The following is a 24,613-nucleotide window of genomic DNA, read 5'->3' on the forward strand; positions in this document are numbered from 1 at the left end:
GTTACTGTTTTTCTTTTACAATATTTTACATAACATACAGTTTAACGCACAATTACAAATTTATGACAGGAATTCAATACAAATCATAGAAAAAAGTTTCGTTTTCATATATCATTTGTTTAGAGAACTGTTGAATTGAGGTAGGTTGTTTTGTTAAAAAGGTTAAAAGAAAAATCAAATGATGAAAAAACTAGAAATCTGATGGATAAGAGAATCAATTTCTTCTTTGGTCTAGTTGTCATAGTATTTGTAATCATTGTTTTACGGTTAGGTTACTTACAAATTGCACAAGGTTCTCATTATAAGCAACTCATTAAAAATGATGAAAATATTACTGTCAATGAATCAGTACCAAGAGGAAGAATTCTGGATAGAAATGGTAAAATTTTGGTAGATAACGCTTCTAAAAAGTCTATTACATATACAAGAGGCCGCAAAACTTCACAAAAAGAAATCTTAGATACAGCAAAACGTTTATCAAAACTGATTAAAATGGATACTGATCATATAACTAAGCGAGACGAACAAGATTTTTGGATCCAATTACATCCTAATAAAGCAGCAGATATGATGAAAAAAGAGGAAAAAATGTTAAATGATGGCGATATTTCTCAAGATCAGTATGACGAAGAACTACACAACAAGATTAAAGAAAAACAACTTAAACAATTAACTAAAAAAGACTTGCAGGTATTAGCAATCTACAGAGAAATGATGGCCGGATCAACATTAAACCCGCAAACTATTAAAAACAAAGATGTAACTGAAAAAGAATATGCTGCAGTTTCACAACAACTATCAAAATTACCAGGCGTGAATACGTCCATGGATTGGGATCGAAAATATCCTTATGGTAATTTGTTAAAAGGATTATTCGGTGATGTATCAACAACTGAAGAAGGGATTCCTAAAGAATTAACTGATTACTATTTATCAAAAGGCTATTCAAGAAACGATCGTGTAGGTAAGTCTTATCTCGAATATCAATATGAGAGTATATTACGAGGAAAGAAAAAAGAAATGAAATATACAACAGATAAATCAGGCGCAATAACTAATACAGAAGTTATAAATCCTGGTTCTCGCGGTGACGACTTAGTATTATCAATTGATGTTGATTTACAAAAAGAGGTAGAAGATGCACTAGAAAAACAAATTAATAAATTACGTAGCGAAGGCGCTAAAAATATGGATACAGCAATGATTGTTGTTCAAGATCCAAAAAATGGCGATGTACTTGCTATGGCAGGTAAAAAGATTAAGCCAAATGGCGAAATGACTGATTATGATATTGGTAACTTCACATCTCAATATACAGTTGGTTCATCTGTAAAAGGCGGAACTTTACTTGCAGGTTATCAAAATGGTGCAATCCATGTTGGAGAAGAAATGATTGATGAGCCGCTCCATTTCCAAGGGGGTCTTACTAAACGTTCTTACTTCAACCAAAACGGCAAAGTAAGAATCAATGATAAAGAAGCATTAATGCACTCATCAAACGTTTATATGTTTAAAACTGCTTTAAAATTAGCGAAAGATCCATACCATTATAATATGGCACTTCCAAATAATATTGCCGATGCAGGTCAAAAATTGAGAAAAGGTTTAAATCAAGTCGGATTAGGCGTTAAAACTGGTATTGATTTACCAAATGAAGTAGCAGGACAAATTGAGAAATTAGATACCAATAGCGGTAATTATTTAGATTTAGCAATAGGACAATACGATACCTATTCACCGCTCCAACTTTCTCAATACGTATCAACCATTGCTAATAATGGATATCGTATTCAACCACATGTCGGCTTAGAAATCAGAAAAGCAACAAATAAAGACAATTTAGGACCTGTGAAACATAAAATAAAAGGCAATGTATTAAATAGAGTTAATAACACGCCTGACCAAATCAAGGAAGTTCAAGACGGATTCGACATGGCATTTAATAAAGCTCCAGGTACTGGGTATCAAAGTTTCCATAACACTGTAGTTCCTTCAGCTGGTAAAACAGGTACCGCTGAGGTATTCCAAAATGGAGAGCCGAGAGTTAACTCAACGTATATTGGTTATGCTCCAAAAGATGATCCTCAACTTTCATTCTCTATAGTTTACACTAACCAACCTGTTCCAGAACCTTGGTTGCAAGGTGGAGACCTTGGTAGAGATGTTATCAATTATTACTTTAAAGATAAAAAAGAAAAATAAGCAATATATAATAAGAGACTAAATGAGGTGCTCCCTATAAAGCAGACACTTAAACAGTGAAAACTTTATAGGGAGTTTTTTATATAAGCAGTAATCAAATACTTATATAACTAGAGAAGTTTTCTATTTTAACTTTAATGACACTTAATCTGAGAAACGTTATAATATGTATATCAAATTATTAATTAAAGTAGGGGTATTATGAAGAAGTCTGATTTTCGAAAAGAAACCTTGAAACACATGAAAAATTTAAATAAGAGTATAAAAGAAAAAGCCGATCAGTGGCTGGCTGAGCAACTCTTTTCGACAGAAGAATATAAAAATGCTCAAAAAATAGGGATTGTCTTAGCAATGAATCATGAAGTTGATACCTATTCGATTATTAAACAAATTATTAATCAAAATAAACAAGCTTTCGTTCCTGCTACTGAATATTCTACAAAGAAAATGACTTTTCAGCGTCTGACAGATTTATCAACACTAGCAGTAGATGAAAAAGGGATTAAATATGTGAACGCACCTACTGAAAAAACAGATCAATTAGATTTAATTATAGTACCCGGCGTAGTCTTTAATAATTATGGTTACCGAATCGGTTATGGCGGCGGCTATTTTGATAAATTTTTAAGTCAACATAGAGCAGCTACTATCAGCTTGATTTATGATATTCAATTAAATAATGATTTCAATACTGAAAGTCATGATGAAAAAGTTGACCGCTTAATTATTGCTAAAACAAAGTAAGTTATTTGGAGGCCTCATGAGAATAGAAAAACAATTTTGGAAATTAATTTATTATTGGATTCGATATTTGAACTACGAAATTGCATACAGAAATAAGGAAGATTCAGAAATATGGTTAAGCAATAAAAGAAAACATAAAATTGTTATTTTTAAAACCGAAGTCAATAGCTCTCAGGAAATTCGCTTTGATAAAAGTCGTGTCCAAGAGCACGAAAAAGAAATATCAGAATTTACAGGTTTTAAAATCAAAGAGGTTGATTTTTACTATTTGACTGAAAAGATTTTTACATATGAAAATCTTAACGAAGTACATCCAATTAAAATGAAGTTCAATGTGATTAGAAATATGAAAGATTTGAATAAGATATTTCCTAATCCACTTCTTATTCGTCTTTACTCACGAAATAATGATAAAACTTCACTTTATTATAAAAAAAGAGTATTAAGTGATAATCCATTAGAAAAATATATGATGAAATTTGCCCCTGTAACATACGGATTAATCGCTTTAAATGTGATAATTTGGCTTTATATGTTTCTCATACTCAATATATTCTCAGATAACCGGATGATTGATGTAGGAGGATTAGTGCATTTTAATGTGGTACACGGGGAATGGTACAGATTAATTACTTCGATGTTTTTACACTTTAATTTTGAACATATACTGATGAATATGCTCTCATTATTTATTTTTGGTAAGCTTGTAGAAGCAATAGCCGGTCATTGGCGGATGCTAGGCATCTATTTGATTTCAGGAGTATTTGGAAACCTTGTTTCACTCGCTATAGATAGCACTTCTATCTCAGTTGGGGCGAGCGGTGCAATCTTCGGTTTAATTGGTGCGCTATTTGCTATGATGTTTATTGGCAAACAATACGAGCGCAAAACATTATTTCAACTCATCGGTGTGCTTTTACTTTTAACGCTAGTTTCGTTATTTATTTCCAATGTGAATATCTTCGCCCATATTGGCGGTTTTATTGGTGGAATTTTAATTACATTTATAGGTTATTATTATAAAGTAAATCGCAAATATTTTTGGATTTCACTTGGAATAATGGTGATATTGACAATTCTCCTACTTATAAGAACTTTAACTATCAAAGAAGATAATATTTATGATAAGTTAATAAGAGATGAAATGAATGAAGGGAATTATAATAAAGCATCGCAACTTGTAGAACACACTATAAATAAAGGTTATGAAGATGATGAGACATATTATTTAAGTGGCCTGATTAAAGCAACTAAAGATTCTAAAGCAGAAGGCATTTCCACATGGGAACGTGGACTCAAATATTATCCTGAATCTGGCATTTTGCATTATGAATTAGCTATTGCAAATCGTTCATTAGGTGATAAAAAATCTGCTTTGAAGCATATTAAAATCGCTTATAAAAATCACCCGCACAATGAAAAATACAAATATCTTAAAGAAGAGTTGACGCATGACAATGAATCAGCAGATAAATAGTTTTTATGATGTGCAGCAATTATTAAAGCAATTTGGTTTTATAATTTATTTTAAAGATAAACAAGATATGCTAGAAATGATGGAGCAAGAAATAAGGGAGCTTCATGAATATCAGCTCATATCCAAAGACACGTTTATTAAGTGTATTCTAATTATCAATCAAAGAAGGATGAGTAAGTAATGAAAAATTTAATATTGGCAGCGGATGTTGGCGGTACAACATGCAAGTTAGGGATTTTTGATAAACATCTAGACAGACTGGCGAAGTGGTCAATACAAACAGATATCAGTGATCCGACAGGAGTCGTTCTGCTTAAATCAGTCTATAGTGCTTTTGTACAAAAGTTAACTGAACTTAATCTTAAATTAGAAGATGTAATAGGATTAGGACTGGGCGTCCCCGGACCTGTTGATTTTGAAACGGGAGTAGTTCATGGGGCAGTCAACCTTAACTGGCCAGGCGACGTAAATATTAGAGAAATCTTTTCTCAATATGTCAGCTTTCCAGTATTTGTAGATAATGATGCTAATGCAGCAGCTTTAGGCGAAAAACACAAAGGCGCAGGTCATGACGCAGATGATGTTGTGGCTATAACTTTAGGTACAGGAGTAGGCGGCGGCATTATTTCTAATGGTAAACTTGTTCATGGCCATAATGGTTCTGGCGCAGAAATTGGTCATTTCAGAGTAGATTTCGATCAAAGATTTGCTTGTAATTGTGGAAAATACGGCTGTTTAGAAACAGTTGCTTCGGCCACTGGTGTAGTTAATTTGGTCAAATTTTACCATCCTAAATTAACGATTAAATCTTCTATTTTAGAACTTATTAAAGAAGATCGTGTGACAGCCAAAGATGTTTTTGACGCCTCTAAAAAAGGAGATTTATTCTGTTTGTTCATAACAGAAAGAGTGGCAAACTATATTGCATATGCTTGCAGTATTATTAGTGTAATGAGTAATCCGAAATACATCATTTTGGGTGGCGGCATGTCCGAAGCAGGAGATATTTTAATAGAGAACATTAAAACAGAGTATCGTAATTTGACATTTACTCCAGCTCAAAATGGAACTGAAATAGTGAAAGCTCAACTAGGTAACGATGCAGGGATTGCAGGTGCAGCTGGTTTAATAAAAACTTACGTGATAGATGAGGAGAGAGTTGAATAATGGCAATAGTAGATGTAGTAGTAATTCCTGTTGGAACAGAAGGACCTAGCGTCAGTAAATATATCGCTGAGATTCAAACTAAGCTAAAAGAATTTAAGGAACAAGGCTTGATTGATTATCAATTAACACCTATGAATACACTTATTGAAGGTGATTTAGAAGATTTATTCAAAGTTGTTCAAGCTATTCATGAATTACCTTTTGATAAAGGATTAGAAAGGGTATGTACTAATATAAGAATAGATGACCGTCGTGATAAATCTCGCAAAATGAACGACAAATTGGTATCTGTTCAAAAACAATTAGACAAAATGAGTGGTGATCAATAATGAATATTTCATCTTTAACACTTGGTATTGCTGATACCAATACTTATTTTATTGAGGATGAAAATAGTGTTTTACTAGTAGATCCATCAAGTGATGGCAAAAAAATCATAGACAAGCTTAAATCAATCGATAAACCCTTAAAAGCAATTATTTTAACACATGCCCATTTTGATCATATTGGTGCTTTGGACGAAGTATTAAATGAATATGATGTGCCTGTGTATTTACATGAAGAAGAATTTGATTTCTTAACTGACACAAGTAAAAATGGGTCATCAAAATTCCAACAATATGGATTGGAACCCGTTAAGAGTTCGGCGAAACCTCAATCATTAAAAGAGGGTACGCATAACATCGGCGGTTTCGATGTAAAAGTATTGCATACACCAGGACATTCACCTGGCAGTTTAACTTATGTATTTAATGATTTCGCTGTTGTAGGCGATACATTATTCAACAACGGTATTGGTCGAACAGATTTATACCGCGGTGATTATGAAACTTTAGTTGATTCAATTCAAGACAAAATTTTTGAAATTGAAGGCGACTTACCGTTATATCCAGGACACGGTTCTTCAACAACTGTCAATGGTGAACAATTAAATCCATATCTTCATGGGTAAAATAAATTTCATAAAATAAAAGAAATTTCCTCACCTTCTACGTTTATTATTGTAGGAGGTGATTTTTTATGAAAAAACTTTTAGACCAAATTTTGAAAGATGCAATCGCTAAGAACGTATCAGATATCCATTTTATACCGCTTGAAAAGGAAGTCTCGATTAAATTCAGAGTCAATGATGATTTGATTAATTACGATAAAATTGAGATTCTAAATTATTCAAAATTGCTTACCTTTATGAAATTTCAAGCAGGACTCGATGTTTCAAATTATCATCAAGCTCAAAGCGGCCAAACAACTTTTAAGCATCAAACTTTATATAATTTGCGGATATCGACTTTACCGCTTTCCTTAGGTATGGAAAGCTGTGTAATACGTCTTTCACCGCAGTATTATTCCCAAGATTCTAAAATGGCAGGCCCTAAAAATTTCTATCATCTTATGAATAAGAAACAAGGGCTCATACTTTTTACAGGGCCAACTGGTTCAGGTAAAAGCACGATGATGTATGAAATGGTTGCTTTTGCTCAAGAGCATTTGAATTTAAATATTATAACAGTCGAAGATCCTGTGGAAAAAAGAATTACTGGTATCACCCAAATTTCGGTTAATGAAAAGGCGGGTATTAATTATGAGAGCTCTTTCAAAGCTATCTTACGTTGCGATCCAGATATCATTCTTATTGGTGAAATCAGAGATGCTCAGATAGCTAAATGCGTAATCCATGCTGCTTTAAGCGGACATTTGGTTTTATCCACTTTACATTCTAATGATTGCGAAGGCGCATTATTAAGATTATTAGAAATGGGTGTGACACCGCAGGAAGCCCAACAATCTATCGCGTTAATTTCAAATCAGCGTTTAGTTACAAATCAATACGGCAACCGCGAACTCGCTTATGAAACGATGTATCAGTCGGATATACAGTATTTTTTCAAGCATGATTACACAATGCCGAAACATTTTATGAAATTAAGTAAAGTATTAACTCAAATGAGTGAAGAGGGCGTTATCTGTGAAGAGATTCTCGAAAGATATACTTAAATATTCCTTGGTCCCTTCAAAAAAGCTGAATACCAAAGAGCAGTTAATCTTATTGTATCGTTTGAATATCCTCTTAGAACATGGTTTTACATTAATAGAATGTTTCACCTTTTTAAATATGCATATTCAATATAAACAAAAGGAGACTGCTAAAGAAATTATCCATCTTATTAAAAACGGCGCATCTTGCTACTCAATACTGAAATTTCTCAACTTTCCCCGAACTATTATTATGCAAATCTATTTCTCTGAAAAATATGGACAACTTACTGAAAATTTAAAGGACGCTTATGAATTTCTTAATAGAAAAAATGAGACCAAACAAAAATTAATTAAGACTATCCAATATCCTCTCATATTAATCATGGTCTTTATGATGATGCTGTTCGGAATTAATCATTTTATACTCCCCGAATTCCAACAAATATATTCTACAATGGACATTCACTTATCTCCGACGTTAAGATTTTTAAACAACCTCATTCAACATTTCCCACTTATTATTTTATCTCTCCTCGTCCTTATTTCTATTATGAGCATATTCGCATATTTAGTTTATAGAAAACTAACAATCAAACAGCGATTGAAATTCATTTTAAAAATACCAATTGTAAGCAAATATTTTAAACTCTTTAAAACGTATCAAGTTGCAAATGAACTTTCTTTATTTTTTCGAAACGGTATTGTATTGCAACAAATTTCAAAAATTTACACAGAACAAAATGTCGATTTATTTCTTAACTATATCGGCAATTACACAATTGACCATATTCAAAAAGGCCTGAGCTTGCCAGAAATTTTCAAAAGTATAGGCTGCTTTGAAAATGATTTAATCCAATTCATAGAGCAGGGCGAGAAAAGCGGAAAACTAGAAGTAGAATTGACTATCTATACACAAATATTATTAAGTCAAATCGAAACAAAAATGAACAAACAAATCAGGTTGATACAACCCGTTATTTTCTTACTTCTTGGTCTTTTAATTGTATCTTTATATCTTGTAATTATGCTGCCTATGTTTGATATGATGCAATCTATTAAATAAACTGAAAGGAACAATTTTATGAAAAATATTTATTTAAAAATAAAAAAACGAAATATTAAGGCTTTTACGCTTTTAGAAATGTTACTTGTACTTTTAGTAATCAGTGTACTCTTGATTCTAATCATTCCTAATATCGCAAAGCAATCTGAACATGTGCAAGCAACCGGATGCGAAGCACAACAAAAAATGGTAAATAGTCAAATTGAAGCTTATACTTTAAAAAATAATCGAAAACCAGATTCAGTTGATGATCTCGTTACTCAAGGATATTTAAAAGAAGGGCAAAAGAAATGTAAATCCGGAGAAAGCATTACTATAAAAAATGGTGAAGCTTCTATTAGCTAGAAAAATTGAAGCTTTTACTATGCTAGAAACCCTTTTAGTTCTTTCACTAATAAGTTTATTTACATTTTTAAGTTTATCAGCTCAAAATCAGGCCCAATACACTAAAATTCAAAGTGAAGCTAAAGCCAAAAACCTAGCATCACAAATTATATATTTAAAATCAAAGGCAATTAAGGACCAAAATAGTATTACAATAATATTCAATCGAGGATCTAAAGAAGTAAAAGTAGTAGAAGAGAGAAATAAAATTAATACTATCCAACTAGAAAATGGAATAATAAAAGATAGCAATAATATGGATATTGTTACGATTGATAAAGAAGGCCAACTCAATCGTTTTGGTTCAATTTATATTAAATTTGACCAAACTTTATTCAGGTTTATTTTTCATATTGAGAAAGGCAGTTTAAGAATTGAAAAACAAAAAGTTTAAAGCATCTTTTCTATTAGATGCACTAACTTCTTTTGGACTCATATTGACATTGATATTACTATTTTTACCTTTTACCATAAATCAACACCAACAATTTAGAAATGAAATTCATATTGCAGAAATGAATAGAATATTGATAACTGCAATACATCGTTTTAAAACTAAAGAATTAACTCAAGGAGTGGAAATTGAGCATTATAATATTAAAAGCGATTATAAAGAAATATGTATTATTGATTCAGAAATTGGTAAAAAACAATGTATCCAAAAATAATAAGTTCTTTGCTTTTACTTTAATAGAAACTCTCCTTGCATTTTCAATTTTCTGTTTGGCACTTAGTTTAATTCCTCCATTATTTAAATCTGTCAATGCACTTAACAATCAAATAAACGATACAGCTCTTATAAACTTTGAATTTTTTTCTCAAGATATAACAAGAGAACTTAATGAAGTTTCGATTAAAAATATTGAAATTGATAATAATCACTTAATCGCTAAGAAAAAAGCACGGCTCATTAATTTCACTTTTACAAAGGAAAAGATTTATAAGACAGTAGACGGAAAAGGTAATATCACTCTTATCCAAAATATAAAGGACTTTAAACTCACAAAAATCAATAATAAATATATCAAGGTGGACTTAACTTTATTTGAAAATAATCGGCAATATAAGAAAATACTTATTATATAAGACACACGCATATATGCTTCCTTTCACTACAATTGTATTTATGTTATTCATTTTAATCATCACTTCCTATAACATCCAATTTGGATTAAAATTAAAGACAATACACAATTTAAATATGTATTATACCGAACAGTTAACAAGTCTTTATATTAAGGATGATGCAAGTGAAAAAGGAAATTAGCAAAACAGCACCAGTAATATTAGTCGGTTTCATGGGGACAGGCAAAACAACTTTAGCGGAATATATAGCGCATAAAGAAAATAAAACTTTTGCTGATTTAGATAAAATCATAGAGAAAGAAACAAATAAGAGCATCCCGGAAATATTTGCAGAAGAAGGCGAACTAAAATTTCGTGAACTTGAAAGTAAATATTTAATCGACTCTTTGGAAAAATACGATATAATATCGACAGGTGGAGGAATCGTCGAAAGTGTAACATCTATGAATACTTTATCTAAATTAAATAATATTTTTTGGTTAGATACTGATATCGAAGTTATATACGAGCGAATTAAAAATGATAGCAATCGACCAAATGCTAATAATAAAGCATTTGATGATTTAAAAAGGTTGTATTTATCAAGACTTTCACGATATAATGAAATCGCATTCAGCAGAATAGATACAAATATAGAAGTTGATATTTTGTATCAAAATTTGATGAATATTTTAAATGCGGATGATCAGTATTGGAGAGTATAAATTTTGTTAAATTATTTAATGAATTATCAGAATTTATCGCCGAAGGGGCAAGATATTGTTCGAATCTCTCAGGCAAAAGGATAATACTGGGACGCGTTCCTGAAGGTAACTACAGGGTAGCAATTTTATTTGCTATCCTGTTTTTAATATTTAATCACATATTAGGAGGTTAAAAAATGGCAAATGATTTAAAAAAGACGCCGTTATATGATCGTTTCGTTGAAAGCGATGCTAAAATTGTGGAATTCGGCGGTTGGGCTATGCCTGTTCAATTTACAAGTATTAAAGACGAACATAATGCTGTCAGAGAAGAAATGGGTATCTTTGATGTAAGCCATATGGGCGAAATATTAATTGAAGGTAAAGATGCTGCTGATTTCATCCAATATGTACTTTCAAATGATACAGATCAGCTTACTGATAGCAAAGCTCAGTATACTGCACTTTGTAACGAAAAGGGCGGAATTATTGATGATTTAATTACTTATAAATTAGATGATCAAAAATATTTATTAGTTGTAAATGCAGCAAATACTGATAAAGATTATGAATGGATTAAATCTCATTCTGATAAGTTTGACGTAAAAGTTGAAAATGTGTCAGATCAATATGGGCAATTGGCTGTTCAAGGTCCAAAAGCAAGAGACTATGTGGGAAGTTTAGTCGATGTTGATGTGACTGATATGAAACCATTTGATTTCAAAAAAGACGTAACAATCTTCGGTAAAAATGTGATTTTATCTCAATCTGGTTATACTGGTGAAGATGGTTTTGAAATTTATTGTAATTCAGATGATGTCGTTGATATCTGGGACGGATTGCTTGAAAATAAAGACCTTGTTCCTGCAGGACTAGGCGCTCGTGATACTTTACGTTTAGAAGCTGGACTTCCATTGCATGGACAAGATTTATCGGAAGAAATCACACCTTATGTAGGTGGAATTGCTTTCGCTGCTAAACCACTGATTGATGCAGATTTTATTGGTAAAGAAGTCTTAAAAGATCAAAAAGAAAATGGTTCTAAAGAACGTACTGTCGGGCTAGAAATGATTGATAAAGGAATTCCAAGAACAGGATATGATGTATTAGATTTAGATGGTAATAAAATAGGGCAAGTTACCTCTGGTACACAATCTCCATCTACTGGAAAAAGTATTGCACTAGCAATCATTAATCGTGATGAATTTGAAATGGGCCGTGAGGTACTCGTACAAATCAGAAAAAGACAAGTTAAAGCTAAGATTGTCAAGAAAAATCAAATTAGTAAATAATTAGTGAAGGGGTGGCAGTGGTGAGTCATCGATATATACCGTTAACTGAAAAAGACAAACAAGAAATGTTAGAAACAATCGGAGCAAGTTCCGTTGAAGAACTATTTGGAGACATACCTAAAGAAATATTGCTTAACAGAGAGTTGGATATTCCAAATGGTGAAGATGAAACAACTTTATTTAAAAGATTAAGCAGAATTGCAAATAAAAATATAACTAAAGAAGATCATACATCTTTCTTAGGCGCTGGAGTATATGATCATTACACACCAGCTGTAGTAGATGCTATGATTTCTCGTTCAGAATTCTATACTGCATATACACCTTATCAACCTGAAATTTCTCAAGGTGAATTGCAAGCAATCTTTGAATTCCAAACTTTAATTTGTGAATTGACTGGTATGGATGTTGCAAACTCATCAATGTATGATGGTATCACAGCATTCGCTGAAGCATGTATTTTAGCTTTCAGCCAAACTAAAAAGAATAAAATTGTAGTTTCTAAAGGTCTACATTATCAAGCTTTACAAGTATTGCATACTTACGCAAAAATCAGAAATGACTATGAAATTGTAGAAGTAGACTTAGACGGTACAGTTACTGACCTAGATAAATTAGAAGCTGCAATTGACGATGACACAGCAGCAGTTGCTGTTCAATATCCAAACTTCTATGGATCTATAGAAGATTTAGAGAAAATTAAATCATTAATTAAGAGCAAAAAAACATTGTTCATTGTTTATACAAATCCACTTTCACTTGGTTTATTGACTCCTCCAGGTGAGTTCGGTGCTGATATTGTTGTAGGAGATACACAACCATTTGGAATCCCCGCACAATTTGGTGGCCCGCATTGCGGATTCTTTGCTACAACTAAAAAATTAATGCGTAAAGTACCTGGTCGTTTAGTTGGACAAACAGAAGATGACCATGGCAACCGCGGATTTGTCTTAACTTTACAAGCGCGTGAACAACACATTCGCCGTGATAAAGCAACTTCTAATATTTGTTCAAACCAAGCATTAAATGCACTTGCTTCATCTATAGCAATGTCCGCTTTAGGTAAACAAGGGCTACAAGATATTGCTGAGCAAAACTTTGAAAATGCTAATTATGCTAAAAAACAATTCGAAGAAGCAGGAATCGAAGTACTGCCTGGCACTTCTTTCAACGAGTTCGTTATTAAACTTGATAAACCAGTAAAAGAAGTGAATGATAAATTGTTAGATGAAGGTATCATCGGCGGTTTTGATTTAAGCGAAGTAAATGAAAATTTGGGACAAGCAATGCTTGTTGCAGTAACTGAACTAAGAACAAAAGATGAAATTGATACTTTTGTGAAGAAAGTGGGTGAAATTAATGGTAAGTAAATCAAGTCCATTAATTTTCGAACGTTCTAGAGCAGGTAGATATGCTTATTCTTTACCTAAAAAAGAAATTGATAACAATGCTGTAAAAGAACTACTAGATGATAAGTTTATCCGTAAAAACAAAGCAGAATTTCCTGAAGTAGCTGAATTAGACCTAGTGAGACATTACACTGAACTTTCTAATAAAAACTTCGGAGTAGATTCAGGATTCTACCCATTAGGTTCTTGTACAATGAAATACAACCCTAAAATCAATGAAAAAGTCGCTCGTATTCCTGGATTTGCGGAATCACATCCATTACAACAAGAATCACAGGTTCAAGGCTCTTTAGAAATCATTCACAGTTTGCAAGAAGAATTGAAAGAAATTACTGGCATGGATGAAGTAACACTACAACCAGCAGCAGGCGCACACGGTGAATGGACTGCGCTTATGATTTTCAAAGCATATCATGAGAAAAATGGTGAAGGTCATCGTAATGAAGTTATTGTACCGGACTCAGCACATGGTACAAACCCTGCTTCAGCTGCTTTTGCTGGATTCAAAGCTGTTACGGTTAAATCTGACGAAAACGGTGAAGTAGATGTTGAAGACTTAAAACGTCTTGTGAATGAAAATACCGCAGCTATTATGTTAACAAATCCTAATACTTTAGGTATATTTGAACATAATATTATGGAAATCGGTAAGATTGTCCATGATGCAGGTGGGTTATTATACTACGATGGAGCTAACTTAAATGCCATTATGGACAAAGTACGTCCAGGAGACATGGGATTTGATGCAGTACATTTAAACTTGCATAAAACATTTACTGGTCCGCATGGCGGCGGTGGCCCAGGATCAGGTCCTGTAGGCGTGAAAAAAGAATTAGCAAGTTTCTTGCCAAAACCAATGGTAGTCAAAGATGGGGATACGTATCGTTATGATAATGATATTGAAAATTCAATCGGACGTGTTAAACCATTCTACGGCAACTTTGGAATTTATCTACGTGCGTATACTTATATCCGCACAATGGGTAATATCGGTCTTAAAGAAGTATCTGAAGCAGCAGTTCTTAATGCGAACTATATTAAAGCGCGCTTAAAAGATGCCTTTGAGATTCCATATTCACAATATTGTAAGCATGAATTCGTACTAAGCGGTTCTAAGCAGAAAAAAGAAGGTGTGCGTACTTTAGATATGGCTAAACGTCTCTTAGACTTTGGTGTACACCCACCTACAATCTACTTCCCGCTTAACGTAGAAGAGGGTATGATGATTGAACCAACAGAAACTGAGTCTAAAGAAACTTTAGATTACTTCTGCGATGCAATGATTCAAATTGCAAATGAAGCTAAAGAAGATCCAGATAAAGTGCTTGAAGCACCACACAATACAGTAATCGATAGATTGGATGAAACACAAGCTGCACGTCATCCAGTATTGAAATTTGATAAACTTCACGAAGAAAAAGAGTAACACAAAAATAATGGGCAAAGCTAACTAGAAAAGAGGGGGCAGAAACAAGCATCTTTTCTATTCAGATAGCTATGCCAGTTTAGAAATTACGGGTTGGGACATTAATGAGTCTCAACCCGTTTTTTCAATAAAAAAACAGCAACCATCTTTTCTAGACGTTGCTGTTGCATATAGTGCTGTAGATTATTTTTTTGCTTTAACTTTACCAGTCCATTTTTTGTAGCCGCCTTTAAGCATGTAAATATCTTTATAACCATTCTTTTTAAGAATACGAGCTGCACGATAACTTGCAACTCCGTTGGCATCAACAAGATAGATTGGTTGGTCTTTTCGAAGACCTTTATAACGTTGACTGAATAAAGTCATTGGGATATTTCTAGCACCAATGATATGACCATAATCATAGTCAACTTTTTCTCTTACATCGATGACTTGAGCTTTTCGCAATCCTTTATGGAATTCGTCCTGATCAAGCTCAGTAACTGCTCTTCGATTTACAAAAAATTGGATTAACATATATAAAGCGATAATAATTAAAACAGCTAAAATGATAAACCAAAAGTTACTCATTTTGCTTCCTCCCTAATTTACCGATACTACAATTATAAGACTGTTTCATGCAATTATCAAAATGTTTTTCTTAAATAATTCAAGTCTTTTTATATGATTATGAGTAAGAGTTGAACTAATTTAAATTTAGTATGTTAATATACTTACATAACAGTAATTTAAAGGCGATTGGAGATTTTTAAATTGACAGAGACATGGAATTTTATTAACTCAGGCAGCCATGATCCATATTATAATATGGCAATGGATGAAGCATTGCTTAATTTCGTTTCAAGAGGAGAAATCGACCCTGTAATTCGATTTTATACATGGAATCCAGCGACATTATCTATTGGATATTTTCAGAGACTGCAAAAAGAAATAGATATTGAAAAAGTTAAAGAAAAGGGCTATGGGCTTGTTAGAAGACAAACAGGCGGCAGAGGAGTTCTTCACGACAAAGAACTTACATATAGTGTCATTGTTCCTGAATCACATCCTGAGATGCCTAAAACAGTTACGGAGGCATATAGAGTTATTTCGCAAGGTTTATTAGAAGGGTTTAAAGAACTTGGTTTTGAAACTTACTTTGCTGTACCTAGAAGTAAAGAGGAACGTGAGAAATTAAAACAACCTAGAAGTTCAGTTTGTTTTGACGCACCAAGTTGGTACGAACTGGTTGTGGAAGGGCGCAAGATAGCAGGAAGTGCACAAACAAGACAGAAGGGCGTAATCTTGCAACACGGTTCAATTTTAAAAGATATCGACGTCGATAACTTATTTGATATGTTTATTTTCAAAAATGAGCGCTTAAAAGAAAAAATGAAAAATGCCTTTACTGATAAAGCAGTAGCTATCAATGATATATCAGATACTAAAGTGACTTTAGAACAGATGGAAAAGGCTTTCGAAAAAGGATTCCAAAAAGGGTTGAATGTTAATTTCAAACCACTTGAGTTAACTGAAGCGCAAAAAGCAGAAATTAAAGAGATTGAAGCAAAATATAAATCTGACGAATGGACTTATCGAAAATAAAAAACAGAGTGGAATCACGAAATAATCTAAATAAATGTTATTTCGGTTCCACTCTTCTTTTATCTATTACGCCATTTATATTTCCAACGAGCTTTTTTATATTTTCTTTGATCTTCTGTTAAGAAGAAAAAGAAATAGACTAAATATGCTATGCCCGCTAATATTGCTAGACTAATCACCATTCTGGCTAATGAAAATAATATAGCATCTAAATTAGTAATTAATCCAATCAATGCAACCAACAATACAGCATAGAATAATATTTTTTTAATCATTTTTTCACCTCTTTAAAACTATTGCCTTAAGATTGAGGATTTTTAACGTTAACTTGTGAAAGTTGATTTTGTCCTTGTTTAATTTTCTTTATATCTTTTTTTGAATATCCGTCACGAATTGTTTTAAATGCACTAACTAAATCTTTATTTAACTTCTCTATATTTTTATCTTCAGCTTTGTCTTCCTCAGACATTTTTCGTTGTTCCCGATCTAATTTATACTTATCATTTGCACTTTGCAAATCGGTCACAACTTTATCTAGTTTACTGACAACTTTTTCGTCACGTTTATTTTTATCAAGATCTGTTTCGAGATCATGATAATTATTCAATGTTTCCGTTACTTGTTGGTAATACTTAGAAGAAGCATTAGCTGATTTTGTTTTTAAATCATTTTCTGCTGCAGTTTTGGTATTATCCTTATCTGCTTTTAATGATTTTTCCTTATCTTTTAAATCACTGATTTGTTGGTTGAGTTCTTGATTATCTAATTTCAGTTGATGATTTTCTTCTCTTAACTTTGTTGTTTTATGTTCTAAAGGCCCAAGATTTTGACTCCCGCAACCAGATAATAGAATAGATGCTCCAAGCACAGTGGTTAATACTTTTTTCATAATAATCTTCCAATCTCTAAGCAATAATTGTAGTCATATTTTATCATATTTTCTGCAGAGAATCTTATTATTGCTACTCTTAGAGATGTATTTAATGTTCATAACTAATAATTTTGAATCTTCAGTACATAACTTTATAGTTCAATCTGTGTTTATGATAAGATTTAAATATAGAATATCAGAGGAAACTTTATAGAATATAATTAATCATTGGTTTTCATTACATAGGAGGAGTCAGAATGTCTAGAATTGATAAATTAAATTCATTTATGAATGAAAAAGGGCTAAATGCTGTAATCGTTTTATCAGACTATAATAGAAGATACTTATCAGGATTCACAGGTACAAGCGGTGCTTTAGTGATTACCCCTCAAGAAAGATACTTAGTAACAGATTTCCGTTACATTGATCAAGCATCTAATCAAGCACCTGATTTTGAAATCGTTAATCGGTCACAAGGCTTAATTCCAGAAGTCGTTGCTTTATTAGAACAATTGAAAGTCGAAAACGTCGGCTTTGAAGGGCACATTGTAAGCTACGATACTTACTTAGAACTAAATAAAGCAAAAATTTCTTTAGAAAGTATTTCTGATGCAATTGAGGATATCCGAGCTGTAAAAGATCAATATGAAATTGAAACTATCCAAAAAGCAGCTGAAATTGTAGACAAAACATACGAATATATTTTATCAATTGCAAAAGTAGGAATGACTGAGCAAGAGTTAAAAGCTGAATTAGAAAGCAAAATGTTGCATTTAGGGGCGAGTGGTCCTTCATTCGATACTATCGTCGCTTCAGGTTATCGAGGCGCATTGCCGCACGGAGTAGCCAGTGATAAGAAAATCGAAGAAGGAGACATGATTACTTTAGATTTCGGCGCTTACTATAATGGATATGTCTCAGATATCACGCGTACATTTGCAATAGGCCAGCCTGATCCTAAACTAGTAGAAATTTACAATATTGTTCTAGAAGCACAACAAACTGCTGTAGATAAAATCAAAGCAGGCATGACTGGGAAAGAAGCAGATGCTATTGCACGAGATATTATTGCAGAACACGGCTATGGCGAATATTTCGGCCATTCTACAGGTCACGGTATCGGTTTAGAAATTCACGAACAACCTATGCTCGCAAAAACAGTGGATACAAAATTAGTTCCGAATAATTGCGTTACAGTGGAACCGGGTATTTATATAGAAGGATTAGGCGGCGTGCGTATAGAAGATGATATATTAATTACTGAAAATGGTAATGAAGTCTTTACTAAATGCACAAAAGACCTTATTATTTTATAATGAAAGCGTATATGAGGAGGAAACTGAATGATTTCGGTTAATGATTTTAAAACAGGTTTAACAATTTCAGTAGATAATGGTATTTGGAAAGTTATTGATTTCCAACATGTAAAACCAGGTAAAGGTTCAGCTTTTGTCCGCTCAAAATTACGTAATTTACGTACAGGAGCGATTCAAGAAAAAACTTTCCGTGCTGGAGAAAAAGTAGAACAAGCTATGATTGAAAATCGCCGTATGCAATATTTATATGACGATGGTGACATGCATGTATTCATGGATAATCAAACTTTCGAACAAACAGAATTGCCTGGCGATTATCTTGAAGATGAATTGAAGTTTTTAAAAGCTAACATGGAAGTTCAAATTCAAAGTTATGAAGGCGAAACTATCGGAGTTGAATTACCTAAAACTGTTGAATTGACAGTTACTGAAACAGAACCTGGTATTAAAGGTGATACTGCAACTGGAGCAACAAAATCAGCAACTGTAGAAACTGGTTACACTTTAAATGTACCTCTTTTCGTTAACGAAGGCGATGTACTTGTTATCAATACTGGTGATGGAAGCTATGTTTCTAGAGCCTAATATTTGTTAATGTATCAAACCTTTCTTTGCTTAAATGTCAAATTTCAAACAAGTGCAGATGAGATTATGTTATAATTTTATTCGCACTTGTTATTGATGTTTAAGAGAAGAAGGGTTTTTCTTTTAACAAAATTAATAACTATTTTGAATCTGGACTCTGTACATAGTAGCAGTGATATGCTTGAATTGGGAATTTCACTCGAGTAAAATGTACAAGAAGAGTAAAAACAATCTGAAGGAGCAGTACTATGAACTTTAAAGAAATTAAGGAATTAATTGAGATATTAGATAACTCAAACCTTACCGAAATTAATATAGAAGATAATAAAGGCAGCGTTATTAACTTAAAGAAAGAAAAAGAACGAGAAATTATTACACCTCAGATTTCACAACAACCAATGGCTACTCAAGCTGCTGCGCCAGCTCCAGTACAAAATGACAATACAGCAAACAATGAACCAGCTGCTTCTGCCGGTGAAGAAGATTTAGGTAAAACAATAAATGCACCAATGGTAGGAACATTCTATAAATCACCATCACCTGAAGAAGGTGCTTACGTTCAAGTTGGGGACACCGTATCCAATGATACAACAGTTTGTATTTTAGAAGCTATGAAACTATTCAATGAAATTCAAGCTGAAATCTCTGGGGAAATTACTGAAATCTTAGTTGAAGACGGACAAATGGTAGAGTATGGCCAACCGTTGTTCAAGGTGAAATAATTATGAAAAAAGTATTAATTGCAAATCGCGGTGAAATTGCCGTTAGAATAATAAGAGCTTGTAAAGATTTAGGATTACATACAGTTGCTATATATTCTGAAGGGGATAAAGACGCTTTACATACTCAAATGGCGGATGAAGCATACTGTGTCGGTCCTACACAATCAAAGGATTCTTATTTAAACATTCCGAATATCTTATCCATCGCAACTTCAACTGGTTGTGATGCGGTCCATCCAGGTTACGGATTTTTATCAGAAAACGGAGACTTTGCAGAGTTATGTGAAGCCTGTCAACTAAAATTTATTGGTCCTAGTTATGAATCTATTCAAAAAATGGGCATCAAAGACGTAGCGAAAGAAGAAATGATTAATGCCGATGTACCTGTAGTGCCAGGTAGTGATGGATTAGTTGAATCAATCGCTGCCGCTAAAAAAACTGCAAAAGAAATTGGTTATCCAGTAATCATCAAAGCTACAGCAGGAGGCGGCGGTAAAGGTATCCGTGTGGCCAGAGATGAAAAAGAATTGGAAAACGGATATAAAATGACACAACAAGAAGCTGAAACTGCATTCGGCAATGGCGGATTATATTTGGAAAAATTCATTGAGAATTTCAGACATATTGAATTTCAAATTATTGGAGATCAATTTGGTAATGTCATTCAATTAGGTGAGCGCGATTGTACTATTCAAAGAAGAATGCAAAAGCTTGTAGAAGAAGCACCTTCTCCTATACTAACGGCTGAAAAGAGAGCTGAAATGGGAGCTGCATCTATTCGAGCTGCCAAAGCCGTTAATTACGAAAATGCAGGAACAATTGAATATATCTACGATTTAGATACAGATGACTTTTACTTTATGGAAATGAATACCAGAATTCAAGTAGAGCATCCAGTAACTGAAATGGTAACTGGTGTGGATCTAGTTAAGTTACAACTACTAGTAGCCATGGGAGAACCATTACCATTTACTCAAGATGATATCAAAATCAATGGTCATGCTATGGAATTTCGTATCAATGCAGAAAATCCATACAAAAATTTTATGCCTTCTCCAGGAAAAATCACACAATATCTCGCACCAGGGGGCTATGGAGTAAGAGTAGAGTCTGCTTGCTATACTAACTACTCAATCCCACCTTATTATGATTCTATGGTGGCTAAACTTATTGTGCATGAGCCAAATAGAGAAGAAACAATCATGGCGGGTATGCGTGCTTTGAGTGAATACTTAGTACTTGGTATTGATACTACTATTCCTTTCCATATACGTCTTTTACAAAATGATATCTTTAGAGGCGGAGAATATAGTACTAAGTTCTTAGAACAAAACAACATTATGGATGACGAAGAATAGCTTAGAATAAGAGCTTAAAAAGGAGGAATATATATGGTAAAGGTCTTAGATAACAACCATAAAGATTTAGGCAAAGTTGAAATTTCCCCAGAAGTTCTCATTTCAATTGCAAGTATTGCAACTTCAGAAATCGATGGCTTATATGGCCATTTTGCTGAACTTAAAAATGCTTCTCCTGAAAAGTTGAACCGTAAAAATTTAACAAGAGGAATTAAATTAGAAACAAAAGATGATGGTATTTATATAGATGTATTCTGTGAATTCAAATATGGCATTAATATTTCTAAAACAGCTACGAAAATTCAAGAAACGATTTACAACTCTTTAAGTACAATGACTACTATAGTTCCTAAACAAATCAACATTCATATTACACATATTGAAGTTGAAAATACTAAGAAATAAGAAATAAAGGAGAAACTCTCATGAGTCGTAAAGAATCAAGAAGCCAAGCATTTCAAGCATTATTCCAACTTGAAATGGAAAATACAGATTTATCTATCGATGAAGCAATTAACTTTATAAAAGATGATCATCCTGACTTAGAGTTTGATTTTATTCATTGGTTAGTTTCTGGAGTCAAAGACCATCAACCTGTTTTAGATGAAAAAATCCAACAGAATTTAAAAGATTGGAAAATTTCTCGTTTGCTCAAAACAGACCGCATTATTTTACGTATGGCGGCATTCGAACTTGCAAATAGCGATACACCTCCAAAAGTTATTATTAACGAAGCAGTTGAATTAGCAAAGCAATACAGTGATGACGACCATTACCGTTTTATCAATGGTGTTCTAAGTAATTTAAATCAATAAGATTGAGTGATAACTATGTCTGATTATTTAAGTGTAACAGCGCTAACTAAATATATTAAATATAAATTTGACCAAGATCCTCATTTGCAGTCTGTACTATTAAAAGGGGAACTTTCTAATTTCAAAAAGCATAGCAGCGGGCACTTGTATTTCAATTTGAAAGATAAAAACAGTGTAGTCAATGCGATGATGTTTAAAGCGCAAGCAAACAAGTTGGATTTCGAACCTAAAGAAGGCGATGAAGTCCTAATTGAAGCACGTGTATCTGTTTACGAACGACGTGGCAATTATCAAATTTACGTATCTAAAATGCACTTAGATGGTATAGGTAATCTATATCAAAAATTAGAAGCTCTAAAAAAAGAACTGAAAAAACAAGGCTTATTTGATGAAATACACAAGAAACCCATACCGAAATTTCCCCAAAAGATTGCTGTGCTTACTGCTAGCACTGGTGCAGCAATCAGGGACATTCACTCGACTATCAATAGTCGCTATCCTCTAGTAGAGCAAATACAAATCAGTACACTTGTTCAAGGAGAACAAGCTAAAAATGATATTATTGAAAAAATCAAATATGCAGACACATTAGGAGCAGATGTCATTATTGTCGGACGTGGCGGGGGTTCTATAGAAGATTTATGGAATTTCAACGAAGAAGAAGTTGTTAGAGCTATTTTCAAAGCTGAAACACCTATCATCTCAGCTGTAGGACATGAAACAGACTTTACACTAAGTGATTTTGTAGCTGATGTGAGAGCAGCTACACCGACACAAGCAGCCGTTATGGCGACTCCTGATCAAGTCGAATTAAGTCAGTACATTAAACAAATGGAACTTCATCTTTCCCGACAAATTTTTCAAATCATTAATAATAAGAAAAAGCACTTAGAACATGTTTCCTCATACTATAAATTCAAACAGCCATCGTTATTATATGATCAGCAAATACAAAGAAGAGACGACTTAGAGCGTCAAATGAATCTTTCGATAAAGGCTAAACTTGAACGTTCACAACAACAACTTCAATTACTAGCCAATCGTTTGAATTTACGAGACTTGAAACAACAAACTTTGCAAGGCATGCAAACAAGACTTCAATTACATGAATCACTTAATAAATCTATTACAAATGTGTTGAAAAATTCTAAAAAACAATTGAGCCAAAGAGTTGAAACATTAAATAACTTAAGTCCTTCAAATACAATGTTACGAGGTTATACAATTGTAAATAAAGAAGACCAAGTTGTTACAAGCACTCAATCCTTGAAAACTAATGACGAAATCAATTTACAGATGAAAGATGGTACTGTAGATGCAATTGTTAAGAAAGTAAGGTGTAATGATAATGAGCAATAATCAGACTTTTGAAGAAATGATGGAAGAATTAGAAACGATTGTAAAAAAGTTAGATAACGAAGCTGTCTCTTTAGAAGATGCATTAGAGTTATATCAAAAAGGTATGAAGTTATCTGCCTCATGTGATGAAACTTTAAAAGATGCAGAGAAAAAAGTAAATCAATTGATGAAAAATGATGACGAAGAAGTTGAGCAAACTGATGAATAAATTAGTGAACCAAATCAACGATCTACTTTTACAATCCATTCCATCATCTCCACTAGAAACAAATCTTGAAGAAAGCATGCGTTATTCCTTAGAAGCAGGCGGCAAACGTATTAGACCGGTTTTATTAATCGAAACGCTAAAAATGCTTTCTAAAAGCGATAATTACGAAAAGGGTATACAAACTGCTTTAGCTTTAGAAATGGTTCATACTTATTCTTTAATTCATGATGATTTACCTGCTATGGATAATGATGATTATCGCAGAGGTAAATTAACGAATCATAAAGTTTATGGTGAATGGAAAGCGTTACTAGCTGGTGACGCACTTTTAACTAAAGCTTTCCATCTAATCAGTACTGATGGATCTATAGATGCTCAGACACGTATTAAATTAGTGGAACTATTGTCAGATGCCAGTGGCCATTTAGGAATGATTGGCGGTCAAACACTGGATATGGAAAGTGAAAATCAGAATATTTCACTAGAAACTTTGCAACACATCCATAAGGAAAAAACCGGAGCATTATTAACTTTTGCAATTATGGCTGCGGTAACTATCGTTCAACCATCAGATGACGTTTCTGAGTTACTAGAGGATTACAGTCAGCATTTAGGTTTAATTTTCCAAATCAAAGACGACTTATTAGACGTGTATGGCGATGAAGATAAATTAGGTAAACCAGTCGGCAGCGATGAAAAAAATCATAAAAATACTTATGTTACTTTATTAGGTCAAGATAAAACAGAACAAAAGCTTGATTACCATGTTAAACAGGCCGAAAAATGCCTAGAAAAATTAAGAGAAGCATCCTACGATACCTCACAATTAGAGTATCTGACTCAATTGTTTTATCAACGTGATCATTAAAGACTTAAAATACTGAG

29 protein-coding genes and 1 riboswitch are annotated in these 24,613 nt (G+C 33.0%); of the genes, 26 read left to right on the forward strand and 3 right to left on the reverse strand.

Annotated elements, in window-relative coordinates:
* Positions 1-150: 150 nt before the first annotated feature.
* The 16 genes from CKV71_RS06750 to gcvPB all read left to right on the forward strand — a co-directional run bounded on the left by CKV71_RS06750 (position 151) and on the right by gcvPB (position 14,910).
* Positions 151-2,202, forward strand: a complete 2,052-nt coding sequence (locus CKV71_RS06750; RefSeq protein WP_095105019.1) for a peptidoglycan D,D-transpeptidase FtsI family protein — start codon at positions 151-153, stop codon at positions 2,200-2,202.
* 201 nt (positions 2,203-2,403) lie between these two features.
* The gene (locus tag CKV71_RS06755) at positions 2,404-2,946 is read left to right on the forward strand and encodes a 5-formyltetrahydrofolate cyclo-ligase (protein ID WP_095105023.1); all 543 of its coding nucleotides are present in this window, start codon (positions 2,404-2,406) and stop codon (positions 2,944-2,946) included.
* 16 nt (positions 2,947-2,962) lie between these two features.
* On the forward strand, positions 2,963-4,423 hold the full coding sequence (locus CKV71_RS06760) for a rhomboid family protein (protein ID WP_095105025.1): 1,461 nt from the start codon (positions 2,963-2,965) through the stop codon (positions 4,421-4,423).
* Positions 4,404-4,604 (forward strand): YqgQ family protein, encoded by a 201-nt coding sequence (locus CKV71_RS06765; RefSeq protein ID WP_095107267.1) that lies wholly within the window; start codon positions 4,404-4,406, stop codon positions 4,602-4,604. Before CKV71_RS06760 ends, CKV71_RS06765 begins: the two co-directional genes overlap by 20 nt.
* Positions 4,604-5,590: an ROK family glucokinase gene (locus tag CKV71_RS06770; protein WP_095105027.1), complete on the forward strand. Its 987-nt coding sequence runs from the start codon at positions 4,604-4,606 to the stop codon at positions 5,588-5,590. The genes CKV71_RS06765 and CKV71_RS06770 overlap by 1 nt, the downstream gene beginning before the upstream one ends.
* Positions 5,590-5,919: an MTH1187 family thiamine-binding protein gene (locus CKV71_RS06775; RefSeq protein ID WP_095105029.1), complete on the forward strand. Its 330-nt coding sequence runs from the start codon at positions 5,590-5,592 to the stop codon at positions 5,917-5,919. Before CKV71_RS06770 ends, CKV71_RS06775 begins: the two co-directional genes overlap by 1 nt.
* The gene (locus CKV71_RS06780) at positions 5,919-6,542 is read left to right on the forward strand and encodes an MBL fold metallo-hydrolase (RefSeq protein WP_095105034.1); all 624 of its coding nucleotides are present in this window, start codon (positions 5,919-5,921) and stop codon (positions 6,540-6,542) included. Before CKV71_RS06775 ends, CKV71_RS06780 begins: the two co-directional genes overlap by 1 nt.
* Positions 6,543-6,610: 68 nt before the next feature.
* The gene (gene comGA, locus CKV71_RS06785; protein WP_095105036.1) at positions 6,611-7,585 is read left to right on the forward strand and encodes a competence type IV pilus ATPase ComGA; all 975 of its coding nucleotides are present in this window, start codon (positions 6,611-6,613) and stop codon (positions 7,583-7,585) included.
* Positions 7,557-8,630 (forward strand): competence type IV pilus assembly protein ComGB, encoded by a 1,074-nt coding sequence (comGB, locus tag CKV71_RS06790; protein WP_095105039.1) that lies wholly within the window; start codon positions 7,557-7,559, stop codon positions 8,628-8,630. Before comGA ends, comGB begins: the two co-directional genes overlap by 29 nt.
* Positions 8,631-8,648: 18 nt before the next feature.
* The gene (gene comGC / locus CKV71_RS06795) at positions 8,649-8,975 is read left to right on the forward strand and encodes a competence type IV pilus major pilin ComGC (RefSeq protein ID WP_095105044.1); all 327 of its coding nucleotides are present in this window, start codon (positions 8,649-8,651) and stop codon (positions 8,973-8,975) included.
* Positions 8,953-9,408: a competence type IV pilus minor pilin ComGD gene (comGD, locus tag CKV71_RS06800; RefSeq protein ID WP_231917514.1), complete on the forward strand. Its 456-nt coding sequence runs from the start codon at positions 8,953-8,955 to the stop codon at positions 9,406-9,408. The genes comGC and comGD overlap by 23 nt, the downstream gene beginning before the upstream one ends.
* Before the next feature lie 188 nt (positions 9,409-9,596).
* A complete protein-coding gene (gene comGF, locus CKV71_RS06805) occupies positions 9,597-10,100 on the forward strand; it encodes a competence type IV pilus minor pilin ComGF (protein WP_095105048.1) in 504 nt (167 codons plus the stop codon).
* A 158-nt stretch (positions 10,101-10,258) separates the two neighbouring features.
* Positions 10,259-10,804 (forward strand): shikimate kinase, encoded by a 546-nt coding sequence (locus CKV71_RS06815; protein WP_186824446.1) that lies wholly within the window; start codon positions 10,259-10,261, stop codon positions 10,802-10,804.
* A riboswitch (glycine riboswitch) is annotated at positions 10,782-10,898 on the forward strand. (Overlaps the previous gene by 23 nt.)
* An 82-nt stretch (positions 10,899-10,980) precedes the next feature.
* The gene (gene gcvT, locus CKV71_RS06820) at positions 10,981-12,075 is read left to right on the forward strand and encodes a glycine cleavage system aminomethyltransferase GcvT (protein WP_095105056.1); all 1,095 of its coding nucleotides are present in this window, start codon (positions 10,981-10,983) and stop codon (positions 12,073-12,075) included.
* Positions 12,076-12,095: 20 nt separating this feature from the next.
* Positions 12,096-13,445, forward strand: coding sequence for an aminomethyl-transferring glycine dehydrogenase subunit GcvPA (gene gcvPA, locus CKV71_RS06825; protein ID WP_095105058.1), 1,350 nt, complete (start codon positions 12,096-12,098; stop codon positions 13,443-13,445).
* Entirely contained in the window at positions 13,435-14,910 is a 1,476-nt protein-coding gene (gcvPB, locus tag CKV71_RS06830) for an aminomethyl-transferring glycine dehydrogenase subunit GcvPB (RefSeq protein ID WP_095105060.1), read from the forward strand. The genes gcvPA and gcvPB overlap by 11 nt, the downstream gene beginning before the upstream one ends.
* Positions 14,911-15,093: 183 nt before the next feature.
* Here the strand turns inward: gcvPB and CKV71_RS06835 are convergent, their stop codons facing one another.
* Positions 15,094-15,480, reverse strand: a complete 387-nt coding sequence (locus tag CKV71_RS06835; RefSeq protein ID WP_095105062.1) for a rhodanese-like domain-containing protein — start codon at positions 15,478-15,480, stop codon at positions 15,094-15,096.
* 183 nt (positions 15,481-15,663) lie between these two features.
* Between CKV71_RS06835 and CKV71_RS06840 the strand changes: the two genes are divergently transcribed.
* The gene (locus CKV71_RS06840; protein ID WP_095105064.1) at positions 15,664-16,494 is read left to right on the forward strand and encodes a lipoate--protein ligase family protein; all 831 of its coding nucleotides are present in this window, start codon (positions 15,664-15,666) and stop codon (positions 16,492-16,494) included.
* A gap of 59 nt (positions 16,495-16,553) precedes the next feature.
* Here the strand turns inward: CKV71_RS06840 and CKV71_RS06845 are convergent, their stop codons facing one another.
* Complete coding sequence (locus CKV71_RS06845) at positions 16,554-16,766, reverse strand: SA1362 family protein (protein WP_167376388.1); 213 nt, start codon at positions 16,764-16,766, stop codon at positions 16,554-16,556.
* 29 nt (positions 16,767-16,795) lie between these two features.
* Positions 16,796-17,383, reverse strand: a complete 588-nt coding sequence (locus CKV71_RS06850; RefSeq protein WP_095105068.1) for a hypothetical protein — start codon at positions 17,381-17,383, stop codon at positions 16,796-16,798.
* A gap of 239 nt (positions 17,384-17,622) precedes the next feature.
* On the opposite strand from CKV71_RS06850, the gene CKV71_RS06855 reads away from it, so the two are divergent.
* The 9 genes from CKV71_RS06855 (at position 17,623) to CKV71_RS06895 (ending at position 24,596) form a co-directional block, all read left to right on the forward strand.
* Complete coding sequence (locus tag CKV71_RS06855; protein WP_095105070.1) at positions 17,623-18,681, forward strand: M24 family metallopeptidase; 1,059 nt, start codon at positions 17,623-17,625, stop codon at positions 18,679-18,681.
* A 27-nt stretch (positions 18,682-18,708) separates the two neighbouring features.
* On the forward strand, positions 18,709-19,266 hold the full coding sequence (gene efp / locus CKV71_RS06860; protein WP_095105072.1) for an elongation factor P: 558 nt from the start codon (positions 18,709-18,711) through the stop codon (positions 19,264-19,266).
* Positions 19,267-19,514: 248 nt separating this feature from the next.
* Positions 19,515-19,988: an acetyl-CoA carboxylase biotin carboxyl carrier protein gene (accB, locus tag CKV71_RS06865; protein ID WP_095105074.1), complete on the forward strand. Its 474-nt coding sequence runs from the start codon at positions 19,515-19,517 to the stop codon at positions 19,986-19,988.
* 2 nt (positions 19,989-19,990) lie between these two features.
* Positions 19,991-21,346 carry an acetyl-CoA carboxylase biotin carboxylase subunit gene (gene accC / locus CKV71_RS06870; RefSeq protein WP_095105076.1) on the forward strand — a complete coding sequence of 452 codons (1,356 nt, stop codon included), beginning with the start codon at positions 19,991-19,993 and terminating at the stop codon, positions 21,344-21,346.
* Between the two features lie 33 nt (positions 21,347-21,379).
* Positions 21,380-21,751: an Asp23/Gls24 family envelope stress response protein gene (locus tag CKV71_RS06875; protein ID WP_095105077.1), complete on the forward strand. Its 372-nt coding sequence runs from the start codon at positions 21,380-21,382 to the stop codon at positions 21,749-21,751.
* A gap of 20 nt (positions 21,752-21,771) precedes the next feature.
* Positions 21,772-22,161 carry a transcription antitermination factor NusB gene (gene nusB / locus CKV71_RS06880; protein ID WP_095105078.1) on the forward strand — a complete coding sequence of 130 codons (390 nt, stop codon included), beginning with the start codon at positions 21,772-21,774 and terminating at the stop codon, positions 22,159-22,161.
* A gap of 15 nt (positions 22,162-22,176) precedes the next feature.
* Positions 22,177-23,520, forward strand: a complete 1,344-nt coding sequence (gene xseA / locus CKV71_RS06885) for an exodeoxyribonuclease VII large subunit (protein ID WP_095105079.1) — start codon at positions 22,177-22,179, stop codon at positions 23,518-23,520.
* Positions 23,504-23,728 carry an exodeoxyribonuclease VII small subunit gene (locus CKV71_RS06890; protein ID WP_095105080.1) on the forward strand — a complete coding sequence of 75 codons (225 nt, stop codon included), beginning with the start codon at positions 23,504-23,506 and terminating at the stop codon, positions 23,726-23,728. Before xseA ends, CKV71_RS06890 begins: the two co-directional genes overlap by 17 nt.
* The gene (locus CKV71_RS06895; protein ID WP_186824447.1) at positions 23,694-24,596 is read left to right on the forward strand and encodes a polyprenyl synthetase family protein; all 903 of its coding nucleotides are present in this window, start codon (positions 23,694-23,696) and stop codon (positions 24,594-24,596) included. The genes CKV71_RS06890 and CKV71_RS06895 overlap by 35 nt, the downstream gene beginning before the upstream one ends.
* The last annotated feature ends 17 nt before the right edge of the window (positions 24,597-24,613 follow it).

The organism is Staphylococcus piscifermentans, assembly GCF_900186985.1.
Lineage (GTDB): Bacteria > Bacillota > Bacilli > Staphylococcales > Staphylococcaceae > Staphylococcus > Staphylococcus piscifermentans.

Bases quoted from the DNA above. Each gene is read 5' to 3' on its own strand.
- CKV71_RS06755 (WP_095105023.1), top strand. From the start codon at position 2,404: ATGAAGAAGTCTGATTTTCGAAAAGAAACCTTGAAACACATGAAAAAT.
- CKV71_RS06760 (WP_095105025.1), top strand. From the start codon at position 2,963: ATGAGAATAGAAAAACAATTTTGGAAATTAATTTATTATTGGATTCGA.
- CKV71_RS06765 (WP_095107267.1), top strand. From the start codon at position 4,404: ATGAATCAGCAGATAAATAGTTTTTATGATGTGCAGCAATTATTAAAG.
- CKV71_RS06770 (WP_095105027.1), top strand. From the start codon at position 4,604: ATGAAAAATTTAATATTGGCAGCGGATGTTGGCGGTACAACATGCAAG.
- CKV71_RS06775 (WP_095105029.1), top strand. From the start codon at position 5,590: ATGGCAATAGTAGATGTAGTAGTAATTCCTGTTGGAACAGAAGGACCT.
- CKV71_RS06780 (WP_095105034.1), top strand. From the start codon at position 5,919: ATGAATATTTCATCTTTAACACTTGGTATTGCTGATACCAATACTTAT.
- comGA (WP_095105036.1), top strand. From the start codon at position 6,611: ATGAAAAAACTTTTAGACCAAATTTTGAAAGATGCAATCGCTAAGAAC.
- comGC (WP_095105044.1), top strand. From the start codon at position 8,649: ATGAAAAATATTTATTTAAAAATAAAAAAACGAAATATTAAGGCTTTT.
- comGD (WP_231917514.1), top strand. From the start codon at position 8,953: ATGGTGAAGCTTCTATTAGCTAGAAAAATTGAAGCTTTTACTATGCTA.
- CKV71_RS06815 (WP_186824446.1), top strand. From the start codon at position 10,259: ATGCAAGTGAAAAAGGAAATTAGCAAAACAGCACCAGTAATATTAGTC.
- gcvT (WP_095105056.1), top strand. From the start codon at position 10,981: ATGGCAAATGATTTAAAAAAGACGCCGTTATATGATCGTTTCGTTGAA.
- gcvPB (WP_095105060.1), top strand. From the start codon at position 13,435: ATGGTAAGTAAATCAAGTCCATTAATTTTCGAACGTTCTAGAGCAGGT.
- CKV71_RS06835 (WP_095105062.1), bottom strand. From the start codon at position 15,480: ATGAGTAACTTTTGGTTTATCATTTTAGCTGTTTTAATTATTATCGCT.
- CKV71_RS06850 (WP_095105068.1), bottom strand. From the start codon at position 17,383: ATGAAAAAAGTATTAACCACTGTGCTTGGAGCATCTATTCTATTATCT.
- CKV71_RS06855 (WP_095105070.1), top strand. From the start codon at position 17,623: ATGTCTAGAATTGATAAATTAAATTCATTTATGAATGAAAAAGGGCTA.
- efp (WP_095105072.1), top strand. From the start codon at position 18,709: ATGATTTCGGTTAATGATTTTAAAACAGGTTTAACAATTTCAGTAGAT.
- accB (WP_095105074.1), top strand. From the start codon at position 19,515: ATGAACTTTAAAGAAATTAAGGAATTAATTGAGATATTAGATAACTCA.
- accC (WP_095105076.1), top strand. From the start codon at position 19,991: ATGAAAAAAGTATTAATTGCAAATCGCGGTGAAATTGCCGTTAGAATA.
- CKV71_RS06875 (WP_095105077.1), top strand. From the start codon at position 21,380: ATGGTAAAGGTCTTAGATAACAACCATAAAGATTTAGGCAAAGTTGAA.
- nusB (WP_095105078.1), top strand. From the start codon at position 21,772: ATGAGTCGTAAAGAATCAAGAAGCCAAGCATTTCAAGCATTATTCCAA.
- xseA (WP_095105079.1), top strand. From the start codon at position 22,177: ATGTCTGATTATTTAAGTGTAACAGCGCTAACTAAATATATTAAATAT.
- CKV71_RS06890 (WP_095105080.1), top strand. From the start codon at position 23,504: ATGATAATGAGCAATAATCAGACTTTTGAAGAAATGATGGAAGAATTA.
- CKV71_RS06895 (WP_186824447.1), top strand. From the start codon at position 23,694: ATGATGACGAAGAAGTTGAGCAAACTGATGAATAAATTAGTGAACCAA.